The sequence below is a fragment of the Clostridium sp. AM28-20LB genome, assembly GCF_003480665.1.
Taxonomy (GTDB): Bacteria; Bacillota; Clostridia; order Lachnospirales; family Lachnospiraceae; genus Otoolea; species Otoolea fessa.
In genome coordinates, this window is the sequence record NZ_QUJN01000007.1 from 113,936 (window position 1) to 135,623 (window position 21,688).

The 21,688-nt window shown below is 48.8% G+C and carries 18 protein-coding genes; 12 read left to right on the plus strand and 6 right to left on the minus strand.

The features are described from left to right. The 6 genes from bioD to DW739_RS12750 all read left to right on the plus strand — a co-directional run bounded on the left by bioD (window position 1) and on the right by DW739_RS12750 (window position 7,027). Complete coding sequence (gene bioD, locus DW739_RS12725; protein WP_118743167.1) at window positions 1–684, plus strand: dethiobiotin synthase; 684 nt, start codon at window positions 1–3, stop codon at window positions 682–684. Window positions 685–708: 24 nt separating this feature from the next. After that, a complete protein-coding gene (bioA, locus tag DW739_RS12730) occupies window positions 709–1,911 on the plus strand; it encodes an adenosylmethionine--8-amino-7-oxononanoate transaminase (protein WP_118743168.1) in 1,203 nt (400 codons plus the stop codon). Window positions 1,912–2,191: 280 nt separating this feature from the next. Beyond that, window positions 2,192–3,379, plus strand: a complete 1,188-nt coding sequence (locus DW739_RS12735) for an MFS transporter (protein WP_118743169.1) — start codon at window positions 2,192–2,194, stop codon at window positions 3,377–3,379. A gap of 284 nt (window positions 3,380–3,663) precedes the next feature. Beyond that, window positions 3,664–5,655, plus strand: coding sequence for an excinuclease ABC subunit UvrB (gene uvrB, locus DW739_RS12740; RefSeq protein ID WP_118467275.1), 1,992 nt, complete (start codon window positions 3,664–3,666; stop codon window positions 5,653–5,655). 158 nt (window positions 5,656–5,813) lie between these two features. After that, on the plus strand, window positions 5,814–6,584 hold the full coding sequence (locus DW739_RS12745) for a threonine/serine exporter family protein (RefSeq protein WP_118743170.1): 771 nt from the start codon (window positions 5,814–5,816) through the stop codon (window positions 6,582–6,584). After that, the gene (locus DW739_RS12750) at window positions 6,581–7,027 is read left to right on the plus strand and encodes a threonine/serine exporter family protein (RefSeq protein ID WP_227589434.1); all 447 of its coding nucleotides are present in this window, start codon (window positions 6,581–6,583) and stop codon (window positions 7,025–7,027) included. Before DW739_RS12745 ends, DW739_RS12750 begins: the two co-directional genes overlap by 4 nt. Here DW739_RS12750 and DW739_RS12755 read toward each other — a convergent pair. Both DW739_RS12755 and DW739_RS12760 read right to left on the minus strand, forming a co-directional pair. Next, window positions 6,981–7,925 carry a DUF5688 family protein gene (locus tag DW739_RS12755; RefSeq protein ID WP_118743171.1) on the minus strand — a complete coding sequence of 315 codons (945 nt, stop codon included), beginning with the start codon at window positions 7,923–7,925 and terminating at the stop codon, window positions 6,981–6,983. The genes DW739_RS12750 and DW739_RS12755 overlap by 47 nt on opposite strands. Before the next feature lie 948 nt (window positions 7,926–8,873). Further along, window positions 8,874–9,854 carry a radical SAM protein gene (locus tag DW739_RS12760; protein ID WP_118743172.1) on the minus strand — a complete coding sequence of 327 codons (981 nt, stop codon included), beginning with the start codon at window positions 9,852–9,854 and terminating at the stop codon, window positions 8,874–8,876. A gap of 197 nt (window positions 9,855–10,051) precedes the next feature. Here DW739_RS12760 and DW739_RS12765 point away from each other — a divergent pair, with 197 nt between their 5' ends. Then, window positions 10,052–10,198 (plus strand): hypothetical protein, encoded by a 147-nt coding sequence (locus DW739_RS12765; RefSeq protein WP_243017769.1) that lies wholly within the window; start codon window positions 10,052–10,054, stop codon window positions 10,196–10,198. Here the strand turns inward: DW739_RS12765 and DW739_RS12770 are convergent. The 3 genes from DW739_RS12770 to DW739_RS12780 form a co-directional block, all read right to left on the minus strand. Beyond that, window positions 10,195–10,758, minus strand: a complete 564-nt coding sequence (locus DW739_RS12770) for a DNA-deoxyinosine glycosylase (protein WP_118467285.1) — start codon at window positions 10,756–10,758, stop codon at window positions 10,195–10,197. The two genes, DW739_RS12765 and DW739_RS12770, sit on opposite strands and share 4 nt — an antisense overlap. Before the next feature lie 563 nt (window positions 10,759–11,321). Beyond that, window positions 11,322–11,561: a hypothetical protein gene (locus DW739_RS12775; RefSeq protein WP_107001055.1), complete on the minus strand. Its 240-nt coding sequence runs from the start codon at window positions 11,559–11,561 to the stop codon at window positions 11,322–11,324. Between the two features lie 58 nt (window positions 11,562–11,619). Then, complete coding sequence (locus tag DW739_RS12780; RefSeq protein ID WP_118743173.1) at window positions 11,620–12,123, minus strand: GNAT family N-acetyltransferase; 504 nt, start codon at window positions 12,121–12,123, stop codon at window positions 11,620–11,622. Window positions 12,124–12,681: 558 nt separating this feature from the next. On the opposite strand from DW739_RS12780, the gene ftsH reads away from it, so the two are divergent. Beyond that, window positions 12,682–14,814 (plus strand): ATP-dependent zinc metalloprotease FtsH, encoded by a 2,133-nt coding sequence (ftsH, locus tag DW739_RS12785; protein ID WP_118743174.1) that lies wholly within the window; start codon window positions 12,682–12,684, stop codon window positions 14,812–14,814. Between the two features lie 138 nt (window positions 14,815–14,952). On the opposite strand, the gene DW739_RS12790 is transcribed toward ftsH, so the two are convergent. Then, complete coding sequence (locus tag DW739_RS12790; RefSeq protein WP_022359314.1) at window positions 14,953–16,431, minus strand: DUF1846 domain-containing protein; 1,479 nt, start codon at window positions 16,429–16,431, stop codon at window positions 14,953–14,955. Between the two features lie 669 nt (window positions 16,432–17,100). Here DW739_RS12790 and DW739_RS12800 point away from each other — a divergent pair. The 4 genes from DW739_RS12800 to murB all read left to right on the plus strand — a co-directional run bounded on the left by DW739_RS12800 (window position 17,101) and on the right by murB (window position 21,662). Then, window positions 17,101–17,694, plus strand: coding sequence for a DUF1653 domain-containing protein (locus tag DW739_RS12800; protein ID WP_022359296.1), 594 nt, complete (start codon window positions 17,101–17,103; stop codon window positions 17,692–17,694). Window positions 17,695–17,806: 112 nt separating this feature from the next. Next, a complete protein-coding gene (uvrC, locus tag DW739_RS12805; protein ID WP_118467289.1) occupies window positions 17,807–19,684 on the plus strand; it encodes an excinuclease ABC subunit UvrC in 1,878 nt (625 codons plus the stop codon). A gap of 40 nt (window positions 19,685–19,724) precedes the next feature. Continuing rightward, window positions 19,725–20,651, plus strand: coding sequence for an HPr(Ser) kinase/phosphatase (gene hprK, locus DW739_RS12810; RefSeq protein ID WP_022359298.1), 927 nt, complete (start codon window positions 19,725–19,727; stop codon window positions 20,649–20,651). A 96-nt stretch (window positions 20,652–20,747) separates the two neighbouring features. Next, a complete protein-coding gene (murB, locus tag DW739_RS12815; RefSeq protein ID WP_118522556.1) occupies window positions 20,748–21,662 on the plus strand; it encodes a UDP-N-acetylmuramate dehydrogenase in 915 nt (304 codons plus the stop codon). The last annotated feature ends 26 nt before the right edge of the window (window positions 21,663–21,688 follow it).

The window sequence follows — 21,688 nt, forward strand, 5'->3', positions numbered from 1 at the left end:
ATGAGCAAGGGGATTTTTATAACAGGTACGGGAACGGATATTGGAAAAACGTATGTGACAGGCTTGATTGTGAAAAAACTGCGGGAGAGCGGCGCGGATGCGGCGTATTATAAAGCGGCAATGAGCGGCAATGAGCGGCGTGCGGATGGAAGCCTGATTCCAGGAGATGCTCTGCAGGTAAAAACAATGTCGGGAATCGGGCAGCCGCTTGAGGAAATGTGTCCGTATGTGTACGAGACGGCGGTATCGCCGCATCTGGCATCCCGTCTGGAGGGCAACCCGGTCCAGATGGATCGGGTGCTGGAAGATTTTCACAAAGTCTGTGAAAAATATGAGTATGTGACGATGGAAGGAAGCGGCGGAATTCTCTGTCCACTCTGCATAGACGAAGCGGATATCCGTCTTCCAGAAGTAGTAAAAGCGTGCGGGCTTGGCTGCCTGCTGATTGCAGATGCGGGGCTTGGGACGATCAATGGCGTGGGGCTTACTGCCTATTATCTGAAACAACAGGGAATTGCCCTGAAAGGAATTATTTTCAACCATTATGAGACGGGGAATCTGCTTCATGAGGATAACCGGAAAATGTGTGAATATTACACGGGCATTCCGGTTGTTGCCTGTGTGGCGGATGGGGATACGGAGCTTTCCATGGATGCGGAGACGCTGAAAGGGCTGTATGCGTAAGACAGAAGATAAACGAGAAGAAAAATGATCTGGTATCCATATGAACAGTTAAAAACAATGAAAGCACCTTATGAGATCGTGGATGCGAACGGGGTATATCTTTACACGAAGGATCAGAAGCTGATTGATTCGGTTTCATCTTGGTGGAGTGTGATTCATGGATATAAACATCCGGTGATCAATCAGGCAATTATTTCACAGGTAGAAAAATTTTCTCATGTGATGCTGGGCGGGCTGACGCATGAGCCGGCGCGCAGGCTTTCAGAAAAATTGGCATCCTGGCTGCCGGGCGATCTGGACTACTGCTTTTTTTCAGATTCCGGCAGCGTGGCGGTTGAGGTAGCGCTGAAAATGGCGCTGCAGTATTATATGAACCGCGGCGATGAGAAGCGGACGATGATTCTGGCGTTGGAACACGCGTACCACGGCGATACCTTTAAGACGATGGAGGTAGGCGATGATGAGGACTACCATTTTGTGCTAAAAGCCTATGGTGCAAGCCCGTATGTGGTTCACATTCCGACTGAGATCCCGGCGCTGGAGAAAGCATTTGAACAGTATCATGACAAGTTGAACTGCGTGCTGGTGGAACCGCTTTTACAGGGCGCTGGCGGAATGCGGATGTACGACATTTCATTTTTGGAGAAGGCAAGGGAACTCTGTGATAAGTACGGCGTGCTGCTGGTTTTTGATGAGGTGGCAACCGGATTTGGCAGAACCGGAAACCGCTTTGTGGCAGATCGGGTGCTTCCGGATATTCTGGTCCTCGGAAAGGCATTGACCGGCGGTTACATTGGTCATGCGGCGACTGTGGCAAATAAAAAGGTATTTGATGGATTTTTCGATGATAACCCGGAACATGCGCTGATGCACGGACCGACCTTTATGGGAAATGCCCTCGCGTGCAGCGCGGCGCTTGCCTCGATCGAGCTGTTTGAGACGCAGAACTATATGGAAAAGATTCAGAAGATCGAAGCTATCACCCGCCGGGAGATGGAAGAATTTACCGATCCGAGAATCAGGGAGGTCCGCATGATGGGCGGATGTGTCTGTGTCGAGGTATATGATCCGGCAGTCCTGAAAGGGTATCAGGAATATGCGTACAAACGCGGCGTGTTCAGCCGTCCGTTCTTAAATTATCTGTACGCGATGGTTCCGTATATTATCAAGGAAGAAGAGCTGGTGCAGGTGCTTCAGTGCATGAAAGACTGGTTTGCGCGGGGATAGGTAACGAAGAAACGTAACTGCTCACAGGTGGGAATTTTCTGAACTGAAAATCCCGTTACTGGGAACACATGTGTGAACAGTGAAACATCTACCTTAGAATAAAAATCTTAGAATAAAAAAAATTTAAGTATTTCTTTCTGAATGAATTTCATTTATGATAAAAGGAATGGAGTATTGTTTTAAGAAACGATACATGGATTGTGCTGTCTGCGATTGTGAATGGATAGGACAGAAGCAATCAAAATTCTAGTATAAAACTTACATTCGGGGAGAAATTAATATGAAAGAACAAATGAAGAAAATAGCGCTGCTATCGCTGTCATTGATACTGACATCGGCGTATTCTGTTTCGATCGTGCTGCCATCGCTGCTGCAGCATTTCAGTGAATATACAACCGCACAGGTGGAGATGTTGATCTCAGCACCGTCGTTTGCGATCACTGTCATGATCGTGCTGAATGCATGGCTGTCGCGTTATATGAAAGACCGTCCAATGATTGTGGGCGGTCTGCTTCTTTTATCGGTCAGCGGCATGGTACCGGTGTTTGTACAGGAATATCCGGTGATGTTCGCGTCCAGGATTTTCCTGGGGATCGGGATTGGGCTCATTAATGCGAAAGCAATCAGCATTTTCAGTGAATATTATGAAGGCAGGGAAAAAGCGGCGCTGCTCGGATACCGCGGATCGGCGGAGGTGCTGGGAAGCGCGGTTATGACGCTGGTTGCTGGAAAATTGGTGTTGATCCGGTGGAATCTGGCATTTTGGGTGTACGCGCTCGGATTTGTGATTGTACTTCTGTATCTTGTATGGGTTCCGGGAAGTATGGAGCCGGGACAGAGTGCGGGCTCACAGAGTGCAGGGGCAGAGAAAGAAAGTCTGGAAGCGGAGGCAGATGGAAAAAGAGAATGCTGGAAAAAAGAAGTCCTGACCATTGCTTATGCAGTGTTTGCGGGGTTTGTCATCTGCATCTACTGTTCCAATTCCCTGCGTGTCCCGATGTTGATTTTAGAGAAGAAACTTGGAACGGAGTCGGAAGCCAGCATCATTCTCACGCTCATGATGCTGATGGGAATAGCTGCCGGTGTTTATTTTGGAAAACTGACGATGTGGTGGAAGGAAAAATTACCGGGGGTTGGATGCTTGATGCTTGGAGCGGGGATGCTTCTGACCGCATATGCGGGCAATCTGCCGCTGATTGGAGTTGGCATCAGTATCGTCGGATTTTTCTATACCGTTCTGGTTACCTATTCCTTCCACCAGATTTCCGAGCGGATTCCGCAGTCTTCTATCAATACAGCCACATCAATTGTGCTGGTCGGCTGCAATCTGGGAGCGGCGTGTTCGCCGTTTGTGCTGAAATGGATGGGAAGATTCAGCGAGGGCGTGAGCGTGCCGTTTGTGGGGTATGCGGGGATGATGGGGGTATTAGGAATCGTTCTGATAGTAGTCACGGGAAGAAAGAAATAATACAGTAAACCAATAATAGGAATAACGGCAAAATCTGCAACCAGAACTGTATCGTACGGAATCTTCAGTTTAGAAAATTCAGAAAATTCCTACCTGTGAACAGTTATCTGAAATCGAACGTTTGTACTGATTTGTTTTGCTTTTATGTATACATTCATGGGTGGATTTGGTATAATAGAAATACTTAATGGGATTTTTTGTGTACTAGGAAATTCCTTGGAATCCCCTATTACACAAAAAGGCACATTCTTTATTTGTGAATTATATCAAATCAGGAGAAAGCAATGGATCATTTTGAGTTGGTATCAGAATACAGCCCGACCGGCGACCAGCCGCAGGCGATTGAAAAGCTGGTGGAGGGCTTCAAGGAAGGAAATCAGTTCCAGACATTACTGGGGGTAACGGGCTCTGGCAAGACGTTTACGATGGCAAATGTGATTCAGAAGCTGAATAAGCCGACGTTAATTATTGCACATAATAAGACGCTGGCAGCCCAGCTTTATTCGGAAATGAAGGAATTTTTTCCCAATAATGCGGTGGAATACTTTGTCAGCTACTATGACTACTACCAGCCGGAGGCTTACGTCCCGTCCACGGACACATACATCGAGAAGGATTCCTCTATCAACGACGAGATCGATAAGCTGCGGCATTCAGCGACGGCGGCGCTGTCGGAGCGGCAGGATGTGATTATTGTGGCATCGGTTTCCTGTATCTATGGTCTGGGAAGCCCGATCGATTACAAAAACATGGTTATTTCCCTGCGCCCGGGCATGGAGAAAGACCGCGACGAGGTCATTCACAAGCTGATCGACATTCAGTACAGCCGGAATGACATGGATTTCAAGCGAGGTTCGTTCCGGGTGCGCGGCGATGTGCTGGAGGTATACCCGGCGTATTCGGGCGGCGATGCGTACCGGATTGAGTTTTTCGGGGATGAGGTAGACCGGATCACAGAGATTGACACGCTGACGGGCGAGATCAAGGCGCAGCTGGGACATATCGCGATTTTCCCGGCATCGCATTATGTCATCCCGAAAGAGCGGATGGAGATTGCGGCAAACAATATTTTAGAGGAAATGAAGGAGCAGGTCGCTTACTTTAAGAGTGAGGATAAGCTTCTGGAGGCACAGAGAATCGCGGAGCGGACGAATTTTGATGTGGAAATGATGCGGGAAACAGGCTTCTGTTCCGGTATCGAGAATTATTCGCGCCATCTGATTGGTTCGAAACCGGGAGAACCGCCGTGTACGCTGATGGATTATTTCCCGGATGAATTTCTGGTGATTGTGGACGAGTCGCACATCACGCTGCCGCAGGTGCGCGGTATGTACGCGGGCGACCAGTCGCGCAAGAAAACGCTGGTGGAATATGGCTTCCGCCTGCCATCGGCGCTGGATAACCGACCGTTAAATTTTGAAGAATTTGAGAGCAAACTGGATCAGATTCTCTGCGTTTCAGCAACACCGGGCGAGTATGAGGCAGATCATGAGCTTCTGCGGGCAGAGCAGGTGATCCGTCCAACGGGACTTCTTGATCCGCCGATTGAGGTGAGACCGGTCGAGGGACAGATCGACGATCTGATTTCGGAGGTCAACCGGGAGGTGGATCGAGGGTTTAAGGTGCTTGTTACGACGCTGACAAAGCGGATGGCAGAAGACCTGACCGACTATATGCGCGATGCGGGAATCCGCGTCAAATATCTGCATTCGGATATTGACACGTTGGAACGCGCCCAGATTATCCGGGATATGCGTCTGAATGTCTTCGATGTGCTGGTCGGCATCAACCTGCTTCGTGAGGGTCTGGATATCCCGGAGATTGCGCTGGTGGCGATTCTGGATGCGGATAAAGAGGGATTCCTGCGTTCGGAAACGTCCCTGATTCAGACGATCGGCCGAGCAGCGCGAAATTCTGAGGGGCATGTTATCATGTATGCAGATTCGATCACGGATTCGATGCGGGCGGCGATCGAGGAGACGGAGCGAAGACGCGCGATTCAGCAGGCGTACAATGAGGAACATCACATTACGCCGACGACGATCAAGAAAGCTGTCCGGGATCTGATCACGATCTCGCAGGCAGCCGAACCGGTTACGAATAAGGTAACGAAGGATCTGGAATCGATGGATCGCCAGGAATTAGAAAAACTTGTAAAGGAACTGACGAAGAAGATGAATCAGGCGGCAGCCGAGCTGAATTTCGAGGAAGCGGTCGTGTTGCGTGACCGTATGGTAGAGGTCAAGAAAATGTTGCTGGATTTGGAAAATTCGTAACTGTTCAGTAGGTCTGCGCATTTACTGCGCTGACCGTACGAAAACATGGGCCAGCAGGCAAAAATCTCATTGCCGCGGGCAATTTTTAATGGATTTTTGCGCGTGACTGTGAAGGTACTGAACAGTTACGAAAATTCGTAAATCAGAGGGTGGTTGGTATGGAATATGGCGCGCTGATGGAGATGGCGGTCCGGGCGGGGGAGATCATGCTGGCGAGCGGAGCGGAGGTCTACCGTGTGGAGGACACGATTCACCGTATTTTAAAGCATTCAGGGATTGCACGGGCAGATGTGTTTGTCGTGACGACGGGGATCGTGGCGACGATTGCGGATGCATCGCTTCCGCCGCTTACCTTGGTAAAACGGGTGGAAAACCGGGCAACGAATTTGAACCGCATCTATCAGGTAAACAATGTTTCAAGGGAATTTTGCAGCGGAAAATTGTCTGTCGGGGAGGCGCAGGAACGACTGGATCGGATTGCTAATACGACATTATACGGATTCTGGAAGAAATGCATTGGCTATGCGGCAACGACGGGATTTTTTGCGGTGATGTTTGGAGGCGGTCCGGGCGAATGCCTGGTGGCGGCTGTCGTGGGAGTCGTTCTTGCGTTTGTCCTGCGGGCGGCGTCCAAACTTATGTTGAATGATTTCTGTCAAAATTCACTTGGCTCGTTTGCACTGGCGGTTGCGGCGTATCTGCTGCGCCGTGGGGCATTTCTGGGAATGAGCCTGGATGTAGTGATTATCAGCGCAATCATGCCGCTGGTGCCTGGGGTCACATTTACGGCAGCAATCCGCGATACGCTGAATGGAGATTACAGTTCGGGAGTCGCGCGGATGGCGGAGGCAGTCGTGGTGGCGCTGGCGGTTGCGTCGGGCGTCGGTTTGGCGATCGTGGCAGTCCGGCTGGCGGGAGGATCGGTATGACAGAGATGATAAGAGAATTGATGATCCAGAGCGTGGGGGCATTTCTGGCGGTTTTTGGTTTTTCCCTGCTGGTCGATATGCCGCGGAAATATCTGGTTTATGCGGGCATTACCGGAGGTGCCGGATGGCTGGCGTACCTGGTATCAATGCAGGTGGGAACCTCGCAGGTGGCGGCGGCATTTTTTTCCAGTCTGGCAGCGGCTCTGCTGAGCCAGGTATTTGCACGCGTGTTAAAAGCGCCCGTCACGATCTTTCTGGTGGCAGGAATCCTGCCGACGGTGCCGGGCGCATCGATCTACCGGAGCGTCTATTTTCTGATACAGGGACAGACAAAATGGTACAATTTTTATCTGATCCAGACGATCCAGATAGCGGGGGCGATGGCGGTTGCCATCTTTATTGTGGATTCACTGTTCCGTCTGCTCCGGAATAAAGCGTCGTAGTAGAACTGGGCGGCAGGTAGAGACAGCCCTGAATCCTGCTAAAATAATAAATATGATCTGACAGGCGGTCTTCAGCGGGCACATCCGACTGATTGATCGCCTGAACCATTTCATTGAGTTCTTCCGGCGGAAGGGAGACGCTGCTGGGAGTGAGAAGCACTTCATGGATGCTGGATGGAAGGATAATCAGATTTTCGCCCAGGCTTTCGGCAAACTCTTTTAAGACGCGGGGATAGAGCATGCAGGCAGCGCCGTTGATGCCGCGCGAATTTGTCAGAACGTAGAGAGAAACCGATGGAAGAGCCTCCGTTTCAAAGACATCCTCCATTTCGAGCTGGTTGAGGGTGGATTCGATGGAGCTGATGTGGTACGGAAGCATGCGAGGTGTATTTTCTTCCGCCAGCATGCCGAGCTCTTCCAGAGAAATATCCCACAGGGCAAGATGGTCGCTGTGTACCAGAGTTGTCATCTGCCCCTCCTCATTGTCAGTGAGGATCAGATAGAAAACGATCGCCAGATCGAGATACGGAATATGTGGGACATGGGAGAGAAGCACCTTATTTTTGGCGGCATGGATCAATTTGTAGGCAATCCGGTCGCGTATCGCATCAAAATCACGCAGTTCCTCGCAGATATCCTCCGAAAATCCTGGATTTGTCTCATACACCATCAGGATCTGATCGGTAATAATGGAGAGCGGCATCCCTTCCTCTGCTTCATTATAATAGGCGTTCAGATAGACGGTCGGTGATAAACGTGAGCCGGGTTTCGTAAAGCTCAGCCCGTCGAGCATCAGTCCATTATTTTTCAGAACCCGCCGCAGGGAGACGTTGGCTTTTTTATTGAGGCGCGTCTGCACCATCGACTGGATTGTTTTCAAAAAAGTTTCATAGACCATAGAGTACCTCCTGAAATAAAATTGCAGATAGGGGATGCCCGCTTGCTCATGTAGGTTAGACTTTCAGCAAAATGAGAAACAGTTTCCCCGTGTGAATAAGTTTTAAGGAATCAAATCAAGAAGCAGTCATGAAGTTTGAGATGTGAAGAAAGATTGCTTAGTGATTAAAAAATAAATAAAAAGTTCAGAGTTTTAGCGTTTACCTTTTGAGTGCGTAAGTATGAAAATGGTCATGGAAATCATCGAAAAAACTGAACATGAGAATCGCAGGAACCAGTAAGATGTGAAAAAATTGCCTGCATATAAAGAAGCAGGTGCCAAATGCACCGATATCATGATTATACTGGAAAATGGGAAGATTGGCAAGAAAAATAACAGGGGAAAAATAAAGAGATAAAATGGCAAGATTGCGAGATAAAAACTAATAGCTGTCATTCATGGTAAAAATAAAACTGAAAAATAACAAAAAAATATAAAATCAGTATTGACAAAATGAGGCATATGTATTAAAATAAAACCATCAAAAGAAACAAGAAATAAAACAAAAAAAGAAGGGAGCTGATTCCACCGAAAACATAAAACTGGTTCGATTTTTTAATAGAAAAATTGAACAAAGGAAAACCAAAATCAACAAATAAAAATCAGTCAATCATCTATCATACATATTTAGAAACAGGATTCGGTTTAGTGATATGACGAGAAAGTATCATTAAAAAGAAGCGTTTTTTAAAAGAGAGATAGATAAGTGAAAAAAGAAAAAAATAAGATTGAACGATTCAGAAATTGTTGAAAAAGGAATCAAAATTGAATAAAGGAAAAGTTCAAAGAAAGAGGTATCATCCAATGGACGAGATAGTTTAAAGGGTATCGATAAAATGTCAATTTATCGATACCCTTTTTCTGGTTCATGGAAAAGCATCAAGAAGGCTCTTTTCTTATTATTAAAGATCAAATCCCCTGTAACTCAAACGGCGGCGTGTATTCTTCTTTCGCGCTGCTTTTTTCCTGCATAAAGCCGTGCGTGAGCCCCAGCTCAATCGCGGCATCGACGACTTTCTGGTATTCGTAGCTTGTGATGCGGCGGTTGATTTCCGGATATTTGCTGCTCTGGTAGAAGGGGGTGTACTGGCTCATAAGGCTTACCAGAAAATGCCCCTCCGGGAGGTTGTCGTGAATCCAGTGGAGCAGACGGATGGAATCGTCTTTGTGTTTCGGAAGAACCATATGCCGCAGGATTACGCCGCGCTTCATGAGCTGGCAGGTCTGATCATTTTCAGAGAAATCTTCCAATACCAGCGGACCTGTGTGCGCGATCATCCGTTTGACTGCTGCGGAGGCGACCGAAAAATAGTCCGGGGCGGCGGAGTAGCGGGCGGACAGCTCGGAGGAGTAATATTTTAAATCCGGCAGCCAGATATCGATATAGGGAGCCAGCGCGTCAACCGCCTCCAGTGTCTCATAACCGCCGCAGTTGTAGACGATAGGGATGGAAAGCTGCGGTTTGACCCGTTTTAAGACGGGCAGTAGCGACGGAAGGTACTGAGTCGGCGTCACCAGATTGATATTGTGCGCACCCTGTGTCTGCAGTTCCAGAAAAATTTCCTCTAGACGCGTTTCGGAAATATCTTTTCCAAAGCCTTCGCTGCTGATCTGGTAGTTCTGGCAGAAACAGCAGCGCAGCGTGCAGCCGGAAAAAAAGATGGTACCGCTTCCGTGAAGACCGCTGATACACGGTTCCTCCCATGGATGAAGCGCCGCGCGTGCCGCCCGGATACCGGCAGGGCTGTGACACCAGCCCTGCTTTTTGGTGCGGTTGATCTGACAATTTCGCGGACAGCAATGGCAGCTTTCGTAGGAGTAGGCGGCTGGTTCAGAGAACTGGACAGGCGAGCCGGCACTTGAATTGGGGAGGGGAATATATGTGTTCATAGGTTTTGCTTCCTTCTATAAATTAAAGTAATCATTACAGTGCGGACTTATAACGAAGTAACCAACAGTTTTTTATAAGAATTTTTGTAAAGATAATTCCTTCAAAGCTTTTTTACATAGTTCAAATCTGTGTTGAATCCGAAAAATCGATCGTTATAATGTATTTATTCTACTAAGAAAGATGAGCAGTGTCAAATGTGATTACATTTAATACGAAAGGGCTGGACTTTGCACTGACGGCACTGTTTGTAATGATTTTTACGGAACAGTGGATCGGACAGAAGCGCCATTGGCCGGCAGGGACTGTATTTTATATGATTCTGGTGCAGATGGTGTTTGTTTAGATGATGCGTGTTTTTGCCTCGCGTGCGTTGCCATCGGAAGCAGTGTTTTTTGTTTCAGATCCGGGTTTCCCCAGGATCTGGTTGATACATTTCCAGGCATCTGTCAGCCGGTCGAGGTTCCAGGCAGCGTTGGCAGGGCTGGTGGACGGCAGTTTGATTGCCTCAATGCCAGTCTGTTTACGGCAGAAGCGGTCGTACATTTTTCCGGACAGCCCGCCGTTTGTGTAAATCGCCTGGATGGAAGCGTGATCCAGGATAGAGGCGAGGTCGTTTGGAACAACATCGCGGATGGAACTGTCGCTGGATCCTTCGATGGAACAGCTATGGATGGTGTCCCAGACGGCGATGTGGTTTCGCAGCAGAAATTCCTTCTTTTCCTCGATGGAGGATGGAACGTCTTCCTTTCGCAGGCGCGCTAAGAGCTTCCAGAAACGATTCTGTGGGTGCCCGTAGAAAAAACAGCTTTCTCGGGATTTGACCGACGGAAAGGAACCGAGGATCAGGATGCGGGAGTCGGCGTCAAAAACAGGCGGGATTGGGTGGATGATGTGGGATGGCATGGTGGAACCTCCTTTTTGCGGATTATTGTTGTCAATTATAATAAATACGAAATCAATTTTCGACTTTGATCTGGCTTCATTTGGTGCATGGACATGATACTCACGAACCCGCGCTATCGCGCGCTACCGCCCTGCTTCGCATGGCTGTTTGTTCGGTAATGGCGCAAGAAAAGAATATGTCTGCTTCGCAGCCGCATTCTTTTCTTCTGGGCTCATTATACCATGACCACTAAATTCGTGAAACACCTCATTAAGTGGTCAGGCATATGTTCTCACTAGACTCGAAAATACCTCGTCAAGTGTTCACATTATATCATAGATCAAAAATGATAGAATGTTTTTTTGAAACTCCCTTTTTACAAAAGTGTGTCTGATGCATACTAACTCATAATTATACGAAACACCACACTTTTATTCGTTTTCTATTCATTTCCGGCTAATGGGTATTCATTTTTACTCTAATTTATCATGCAATTTATTTAGAATGGAATTTTTGAAAGAGCCAGCACCTTGAATGGGCTGACTCTTTCAATGTCACCTGTAATTGACAAACTGGAATTGTTCTACTTCTTTATCTTTTTAATATCCTGATACAGCCCATATCCCAGAAACAGGATTCCAATAATAAACGCAATACCAGCCGCTATTGCTAAAAAAGGACCTACATATTCAAGACCTGCTGCAAATAAAGTGGCATTCCACGAAGCTACTCCACTCATAAATATCGCAGCAGAAATATATCGTGCAGAAATTAAAACTGCTGACATGAAACAGAAAATAGCACCTACAATTTTGTTTTCCATTTAAATCACCTCCAAATTCCGATTTTTCGTTCTCTGTGACTTCCCAATAAACGGGAATTTATCGTTTTATTCTGGTATAAAACTCTTTTTCATCTTGGTGATGAATATAGGCCCCATTTTTAATCTGCACACGCAAAGATGCCATATTATCCTTATGAACAGACATATATATTTCGTCTTCTTTAATAATGTGCCAGGCTTTTTCGATTGTCAATCTCAACCCTTCCGAGGCGTATCCCTTGCCTCTGAATTCTTTCTTTATTCCATATCCTATATGGCCTCCTCCGTTTGCAAGTGCAGGAGTAAGGTAATGACGCACGCGAAATAATCCTACTATTTTCTCATCATCCCATAAGAAAAAATCCGTTTCTGGAACCCATCCATCAGCCAGATCAATTCCCTTTTCAGCATTAATATAACCAGGTAATATTTTTATTTCAAATTCCTTTCTTGAACATCCAGACGCAAAATTCGTAAATCCATTTTCATTGGAAGGGGTATTAGTAATAAATTCGTATTCCTTTTCAATATCTTCCAAATTAGCTGATTTTAAGTACAACATAAAAAGCTGCTTCCTCCTATTTTTCTCAAAGAGTTCGGTCAATCCCGATTTGTATAACAGTAGTCTAACACACGTTGTTTAAAAATACTACAGCCAAGCCAATGTCTGTAATTTGCCCTAAAATTTCATTTTATGGAATTTGGACTACTTGATTTTCTAATTGCATACGCAATTCGTGAAATGTATCATTATACTGTTGATACATCAGACACACAAATGTAAATGGGGACTTTTTAAAAAGCAATTTTTCGAATAACTGTGACGAGGTAACTGTATCGGGAAGAGATACACAGCGGATGATTTTGATGGCATTTCATATATGCAGAGAAAACACCTATATTTTATAAGGAGTTCACAAGTTTTTAATATTTTCACTTCTTGATTTATAGGCAATCTGCCACTATAATGGATAAGAGTACGCAGAAATTTGTGCGCTGACGGGGAAGAAAAGCGGGCATGAAGCCGGATGAGAAGCAGATGCGGCAGATTTAGAGGAGCTTTTGAGTAACCTGATGTGGCAGATTCCGGATGTACAGTGACACAGAATGGAGAAAGTGTATGGATAATAAGGGAAACCAGAATAAAAATGGAAAAAATCCCCGCGGTCAGAATTATGCAGTGCTGATCATGACGATGCTGTTTACGCTTCTCTGCGTGGCGATGATGCACAACCTCTGGCAGAGCAGCCGCACGCACAAGATGCCGTACAGCGAGTTTAATCAGATGCTTAAGGATCACGAGGTAGAATCGGTTGTGATTGGCAATGGAAAGATTCAGATCACGCCGAAGGAAGATTCGAAGAAATATGGCGGCAGCCAGGGCAAATACGGAAATCTGGTAGGAATGGAGTACTATACGATTCCGATCAACGATCCGGATTTGGAGAAGAAGCTGGATGAAGCTGGTGTTACGACCTATGAACAGGCAGAAGTGGACGCGACAGGCAGTATTATCATGCTTCTGCTTGAGTGGGTGCTTCCGATTGCAGCGATGTTCGTCATTTTCAATATGATGATGAAGCGCATGGGCGGCGGAGGCGGCATCATGGGTGTCGGCAAGAGCAATGCCAAAGTATATGTACAGAAAGAGACCGGCGTTACGTTCAAGGATGTGGCAGGCGAGGATGAGGCGAAGGAGTCTCTGACGGAGATTGTTGATTTCCTGCATAACCCGGGAAAATATACGAAGATTGGTGCGAAACTGCCGAAGGGTGCGTTGTTAGTCGGACCGCCAGGAACCGGTAAAACACTTCTTGCCAAGGCAGTAGCTGGAGAGGCGAAGGTTCCGTTTTTCTCTCTGTCCGGTTCAGATTTTGTGGAAATGTTTGTCGGCGTCGGCGCATCCCGTGTGCGTGACCTGTTCAAGCAGGCGCAGCAGTCGGCTCCGTGTATCATTTTCATCGATGAGGTGGATGCGATCGGTAAAAGCCGTGATTCCCGTCTGGGCGGCAACGATGAACGTGAGCAGACGTTAAACCAGCTCCTTTCGGAGATGGATGGATTTGATTCCTCCAAGGGTCTTTTAGTCATGGCGGCGACGAACCGCCCGGAGATTCTGGATCCGGCGCTGCTTCGTCCGGGACGTTTTGACCGCCGAATTATCGTGGATAAGCCGGATTTAAAGGGGCGTGTGCAGATTTTAAAGGTACATTCCAAGGATGTAAAACTGGATGAGACGGTTGATTTCGAGGAGATCGCGCTGGCGACATCTGGCGCTGTAGGTGCGGATCTTGCCAATATGATGAACGAGGCGGCGATCACAGCCGTTAAGAATGGCAGGAAAGCCGTTTCCCAGAAGGATTTATTTGAGGCAGTTGAGCTGGTTCTGGTTGGCAAAGAGAAGAAAGACCGCATCCTGAGCCAGGAAGAGCGCCAGATTGTTTCGTATCATGAGGTGGGTCATGCGCTGGTCAGCGCCCTGCAGAAGGACTCGGAGCCGGTACAGAAGATCACGATTGTGCCGCGTACCATGGGTGCGCTTGGCTATGTCATGCAGGTGCCTGAGGAAGAGAAGTACTTAAATACCGAGAAGGAAATCCGCGCGATGCTGGTCGGATTTTTAGGCGGACGTGCGGCTGAGGAGATCGTTTTTGATACGGTAACGACAGGTGCGTCAAATGATATTGAAAAAGCAACCCGGATCGCGCGTGCGATGGTAACCCAGTACGGTATGTCCAAGAAGTTCGGTCTGATGGGTCTGGAAAGCCAGGAAAATCAGTACCTGAACGGGAGAACTGTCCTGAATTGCAGTGATATGACGGCGGCAGAGATTGACAAGGAAGTCATGCATATTTTGAAGGTTTCTTATGAGGAGGCGAAACGCCTGCTGAGTGAAAACCGCGAGGCGCTTGATAAGATTGCGGCGTTCCTGATTGAGAAAGAGACGATCACCGGTAAAGAATTCATGAAGATTTTCCATGAGGTAAAGGGAATCCCGGAGCTGGAGGAAAAGAAACAGGAAGGCGAGAGCCGGATTGAGATGCCGGAGGCTGCGAAGACAGGCGATGAGGTTCAGCCGATAAAGACTGCGGAAGAAACGAACGCGGAAAACTCACAGAACCAGCAGAAGCTGGAAGGAAAACCGGCGGATGAAGCACCGGCGGACGAAACACCGGAATCGGCAGAAGCTGTAGCAGCAGAGAGTCCAAATGAGGATGAGATGCGCGGTGGAAGCTCGTTCGACCGGAAATAAAAGTGATGTATAGCATAAAAGAAATATTTATACAATAAATAGAACGGCTGTATTTCAGCAATGTGAATCCATATATTGAAAAATCTATGAGTTCTGTTTTGCTGAGATACAGCCGTTATTTATATAGGATTATATCAATTACTGGTACAGGCGGTTGTGCTCATATACCGGCTCGGAGGTCAGTTCGATGCCGAGACGTTTGAAGGTCTTGATATCAACCTCCGACAGCATGACGGAGGTGTGAACCTGGCAGCCGCGCAGTTTTTCGAGCTGTTCCAGGGCGATCTGTGCGTGTTTGTTGGTAGCGGCGCACATGGACAGCGCGATCAGAACTTCATCGGTGTGGAGACGCGGGTTGCGGCTTCCGAGGTACTCGACTTTCAGCTTCTGGATCGGCTCGATCGCGATCGGGGAGATCAGGTGCTCATCGTGCGGAATATTGCCAAGTACCTTGACAGCATTCAGAAGCAGGGCAGCGGAAGCGCCGAGCAGGTTGGTTGTCTTTCCGGTGGCGATGGTTCCGTCCGGAAGTTCGATGGCAGCAGCCGGAGCACCGGTTTCTTCGGCGCGTTTCAGGGCAGCCGGAACAACCTTGCGCATATCGGTGGTCAGTTTTGCCTGCTTCATCAGAAGTTCGATCTTATAAACTTCCTCTTTGCCGACATCCTCTTTGACAACGCGGTTTAATGCCTGATAGTAGCGGCGCAGGATTTCCTGACGGGATGCCTCGCAGCAGGCTTCGTCGTCAATGATGCAGTTTCCTGCCATATTGACGCCCATATCAGTCGGGGATTTGTACGGGTTCTCGCCGTAGATTCCCTCGAAAATAGCGCTCAGAACCGGGAAAATCTCGATGTCACGGTTGTAGTTGACCGTTGTCACACCATAAGCCTCCAGATGGAACGGATCGATCATGTTGACATCGTTTAAGTCAGCGGTCGCTGCCTCGTATGCCAGGTTGACCGGGTGCTTTAACGGGATATTCCAGATCGGGAAGGTCTCAAATTTGGCATATCCAGCCTTGACGCCGCGTTTGTTCTCGTGGTAGAGCTGGGAAAGGCAGGTTGCCATTTTTCCGCTTCCCGGTCCCGGCGCGGTGACAACAACGAGTGGACGTTTGGTTTCAATGTAATCATTTTTACCATAACCTTCATCGCTGACGATCAGCGGAACATTGCCCGGATAACCGTCGATGGTGTAGTGGCGGTAAACCTTGATGCCCATGGATTCGAGCTTGTGTTTGAAGACATCCGCAGTGTTCTGCCCGGAATAGTGGGTGATTACAACGCTTCCAACATAGAGTCCCTTGTCGGTAAAGGATTGAATCAGACGGAGTACGTCTACGTCGTAAGTAATGCCGAGGTCGGAACGTACTTTGTTTTTCTCGATATCCGCAGCACTGATGACGATGACGATCTCCGCCTGATCCGCTAACTGCAGAAGCATCCGCAGCTTGCTGTCAGGTGCAAAGCCCGGAAGAACCCGGGATGCGTGGTAGTCATCGAACAGTTTTCCGCCAAATTCGAGGTAGAGCTTATCACCGAACTGGTTGATACGCTCACGGATATGTTCCGACTGCATTTTCAGGTATTTGTTGTTGTCAAAACCGATTTTCATCTAATCCTCCGTTCTTAGTTTCGTCCCGCACAGAATACCGGTATCGCGGTGGGGGCAGATGCCGGTTTCCATCTGGTGGGATGAAAATCATATGTTTGTATGGATGATTGCGCCGCCAGGTCACAGTCCATGTCCGGCACAGACTGCCATTCGCAGTTGTTTATGTCGATGCTCTTTGTGTGAAATGAACGCAGCACAGCAGACCGCAAAGAATCACAATTAGTACTATTATCCTACAAAAAAGTCTATTTGAGTAGAGGAAAAATAAAAAAATTTTAAAATCGGAAAAATGACGGATTTGGTTTTCGGAAATGTAATATTTTCTGGCGAAAATTTTTGTGTACAGGCGATGGGGATGGAGAAAATCTGGATGTAAATTGATAAAAAACAGAAAAGGGCATACAAAATGTGATATAATGAGCGCAGAAGAAAAGAATGCGGCTGCGAAGCAGACATATTCTTTTCTTGCGCCATTAACGAACGAACAGCCATGCGAAGCAGGGCGGTGGAGCGCGATAGCGCGGGTTCGTGAGTGGACGGGTGAGAATACGTTCTTATGATATAATGAGCGCAAGTGAGCCAGAAAGCTGCTTGCAGATTTAAGGCGAACGGCGAATCGTGATATAATGTGAACACTTAGCGAGATGTTTTAAGGAGGTATCAGCATTCATGCGGGAAATTCCAAAGCCGGGCGAGCGGTACCGGCATTTTAAAAATAAAGAATATCAGATTCTGGCGGTGGCGACCCACTCGGAAACGGGGGAAAAGATGGTTGTCTATCAGGCGCTCTATGGAGAATATGGCGTCTGGGTTAGACCGCTTTCTATGTTTATGGAAGAGGTAGATCGGGTAAAATATCCGGAGGCGGCGCAGAGATACCGGTTTGAGCGGATTGCGGCGGGTCCGTGGGAAAATTCGAAACAGCAGGAAATAAGGACAACCAGAACGACTCATGTCGTAAATGAAGGTGTTCGCCGTTCGAAAATGTCTGACGCAGCCACTCATTCCTGGGACATACCGCAGGAGGAACCGGAGCTGCATCCGCTTGTGGCAGAATTTCTGGATCAGGAAACGACCGAGGGCAGGCTGGAAGTGCTCCAGAGAATGAGCGGCAAGGTGGACAAGCGGGATCTCGACAGTCTCTGCTTCTGTCTGGATATGAATCCGGTCGGTGGAAGCGTGGAGGAAGAGCTGGACGCGATCCGTCAGTGCATCCGGATGCAGCAGAGGTACGATGCACCGCGCCTGCGGTATGGAAAGTGAGCGGCTGTCTGGCAGAAGAGTCTGGGTAACTGTTCACGGGTAGGCACTTTTGGAACCGAAAGTGCCGTAAGAAAACGTGGTGGCAGCAGATTACAAAACAGGATGGTTTGAGATGTTTCAAATAGAAGAAGAACTGAAAAAACTGCCGGGGCAGCCGGGTGTTTATATTATGCACGATGCGAAGGACGCGATCATCTATGTCGGCAAGGCGATCAGCCTGAAAAACCGAGTCCGTCAATATTTCCAGAGCAGCCGGGATAAGACGGCGAAGATCAAGCAGATGGTCTCGAAGATAGCACGTTTTGAGTATATCGTGACGGATTCGGAGCTGGAAGCGCTGGTGCTGGAGTGCAACCTGATCAAAGAGCACCGCCCACGCTACAATACGATGCTCAAGGATGACAAGACGTACCCGTACATCAAGGTGACGGCTTCGGAGGAGTACCCGCGGATCTTGTTTTCACGCCAGATGAAAAAGGATAAAAATAAGTATTTTGGTCCTTTTACGAGCGCGGGAGCAGTCAAAGACACAATCGAGCTGATTCGGAAGATATACCGGATCCGGGCGTGCAGCCGGAAGCTGCCGCAGGATATGGGAAAGGACCGTCCGTGCCTCTATTACCATATTCACCAGTGCGACGCGCCATGTCAGGGGTATATTTCACAGGCAGATTATCAGAAATCGGTGAAGCAGGCGGTCGGTTTTTTAAATGGACAGTATGAGCCGGTCATGAAATATCTGGAAGAAAAGATGAGGACGGCGTCCGAGACGATGGAGTTTGAGAAGGCGATTGAGTACCGGGATCTGCTTGAAAGTGTCAGAAAGGTGGCGCAGAAGCAGAAGATTACGAGCCAGAGCATGGAAGATCGGGATATTATCGCGATGGCGAAGGATGAGCGCGATGCGGTTGTGCAGGTGTTTTTCGTGCGCGATGGCAAGCTTATTGGGCGGGAACATTTCCATATGAATCTGACCGGCTCGGAGAGCAAGGCAGAAATTTTAAACAGCTTCGTCAAACAGTTTTACGCGGGAACGCCGTTTGTGCCGCATGAGATCTGGGTGCAGGAGGAGTTAGAGGACGCGGAGGTTATCGCCAGCTTCCTGACGGCGCGCCGGGGACAGAAGGTGCGCTTTGTCGTGCCAAAGATGGGCGAGAAAGAGCGGCTGGTCGAGCTGGCGGAGAAGAATGCGAAGATGGTGCTCTCCCAGGATAAGGAGAAGATCAAGCGCGAGGAACTTCGGACGATCGGGGCGATGAACCAGATTGGATCGTGGATCGGACTTTCGGGAATCAAGCGGGTAGAAGCCTACGATATTTCCAATATCAGCGGTTTTGAGTCGGTCGGTTCGATGATTGTCTACGAAAATGGACGTCCGAAACGCAATGATTACCGCAAATTTCGCATCCGGACGGTGCAGGGACCGAACGATTACGCTTCAATGCGCGAGGTGCTGCTGCGGCGGTTTTCCCATGGCCTGGAGGAGACGAAGAAACTGCAAGCCGAGGGCGGCGATCTGGCGATGGGAAGTTTTACGCGTTTTCCAGATCTGCTGATGATGGATGGCGGACGCGGACAGGTTAATATCGCGCTGGAGGTATTAAGAGAGCTTCAGCTGGAAATCCCGGTCTGTGGCATGGTAAAGGATGATAACCACCGGACGAGGGGATTGTATTATCAGAATGTGGAAATTCCAATCGATCGCCATTCGGAAGGATTTCAGCTGATCACCCGGATTCAGGACGAGGCGCACCGGTTTGCGATCGAGTACCACCGGAGTCTCCGGGGCAAGGAGCAGGTGCGCTCCGTGCTGGATGATATCAAGGGTATCGGACCAGCGCGCCGTAAGTCTCTGATGCGGACGTTCAAGACGATCGAAGCAGTCCGGGAGGCGAGCGTGGAGGAGCTGGAAGCTGCGCCACAGATGAACCGGGCAGCTGCCGAGGCAGTCTATATATTTTTCCGTGATGACAAGCAGGGGAAGATGTGATAGGATGTAGACAATAGTAAAAATAAAAGGAGACAAAAGTATGGGTGGAGTGACGATAACAGAACTGATCGATAAGATGGGGCTTCGCAATATGACGCCGGAGCTGGAGACGGACAATGTTATGCTGGTGCATGCGGATGTGAACCGTCCGGCATTGCAGCTGACTGGATTTTTCGACCATTTTGACAAGGACCGTGTGCAGATCATCGGTTATGTGGAAAATGCGTACATCTCGACCCTGACTCCGCAGCGCCGCCGGGAAATGTTTGACAAACTGCTGTCTTCGGGTATACCATGTCTGGTATATAGCCGCGGCATGGCACCGGAGGAGGAAGTGCTGGAGCTGTGTAACCATTATGGGGTTCCGTGCATGGTATCGGAGAAGACGACTTCGGATCTGATGGCGGAGATCATCCGCTGGCTGAACGTCAAGATGGCGCCGATGATCAGCATTCACGGCGTACTGGTCGATGTATTTGGCGAGGGTGTCCTGATTATGGGCGAGAGCGGTATCGGCAAGAGTGAGGCAGCGCTGGAACTGATTAAGCGCGGTCACCGTCTCGTCAGCGATGATGTGGTCGAGATCCGCCGCGTCAGCGATGAAACCCTGATCGGTTCGGCACCGGATATTACCCGTCATTTCATCGAGCTTCGCGGTATCGGCATTATCGATGTCAAGACGCTGTTCGGTGTAGAGAGCGTAAAGGATACACAGTCGATTGACATGGTAATCAAGCTGGAAGAGTGGGATAAGGACAAGGAGTATGACCGCCTTGGCATGGAAGATCAGTATACCGAGTTCCTTGGCAACAAGATTGTATGCCATTCAATTCCGATCCGTCCGGGACGTAACCTGGCAATCATCGTAGAGTCGGCGGCAGTCAACTATCGTACCAAGAAGATGGGATATAATGCGGCGAAAGAACTGTACAAGCGGGTACAGGCGAACTTGGCAAGAAGAGATTAATGGAACGATTCACGCAGTCTGATTCGTGTGATTTAGTGCGGAAATCCCGACTTGCAAGGGATGGAGCCGTTATGAAATGAATAAAGGAAAATAGATATGTCTAATTTTTATCAGAAACTTTGTGATGCCATCGGCGCTGCTTCCGTGCGGGAGCAGGAGCCGATGAGCGCACATACGACCTTTCGGGCTGGTGGACCAGCCCGCTATTTTGTGACCCCGGAGGGCGAAAAAGAGCTGGCGGCAGTGCTGGCGGCGTGCCGGGAGGCAGAGAAAGCGTATTACATATTAGGAAATGGAAGCAATCTGCTTGTCAGTGATGCGGGCTATCCGGGCGTGATGATCCTTCTGGGAAGCCAGTTTACAGAGGTGGTTCGTCCGGAGGGCGAACCGGGCGTCTACGAGCTGGGCGCCGGTGTGCTGCTTTCGCGTGCCGCCAGGGAGGCGCAGAAAGATGGAATGACCGGATTTGAGTTTGCAGCCGGGATTCCTGGAACCGTGGGCGGCGCGGCGGTCATGAATGCGGGCGCTTACGGCGGAGAATTAAAGGATGTGCTGGAATCTGTGCGCGTGATGACGCCGGACGGCGAGGTAAAAGAGCTTAAAACGGAAGAACTGGATCTGGGTTACCGCCACAGCTGCATCCCGGAGCGCGGATATATCGTTTTATCGGCGCGGATCCGTCTGGAGAAAGGTGATCCGGAAGCGATCAGGGTGCGGATGGATGAACTGGCAGCCAAACGGCGGGAAAAACAGCCGCTGGAATATCCGAGTGCCGGAAGCACCTTTAAGCGCCCTGAGGGCTATTTCGCCGGAAAATTGATCGAAGATGCCGGACTTCGCGGCTATCAGGAGGGCGGCGCACAGGTGTCGGAGAAACACTGTGGTTTCGTTATCAACCGCGACCATGCGACGGCTTCGGACATCGCGGGGCTGTGTGGGACGGTGCAGAAGCGCGTGTATGAGCAGTTTGGGGTGAAACTGGAGACGGAAGTAAAGATGCTGGGCTTTTAAGATATTAAGATATATAGAGTATGGAA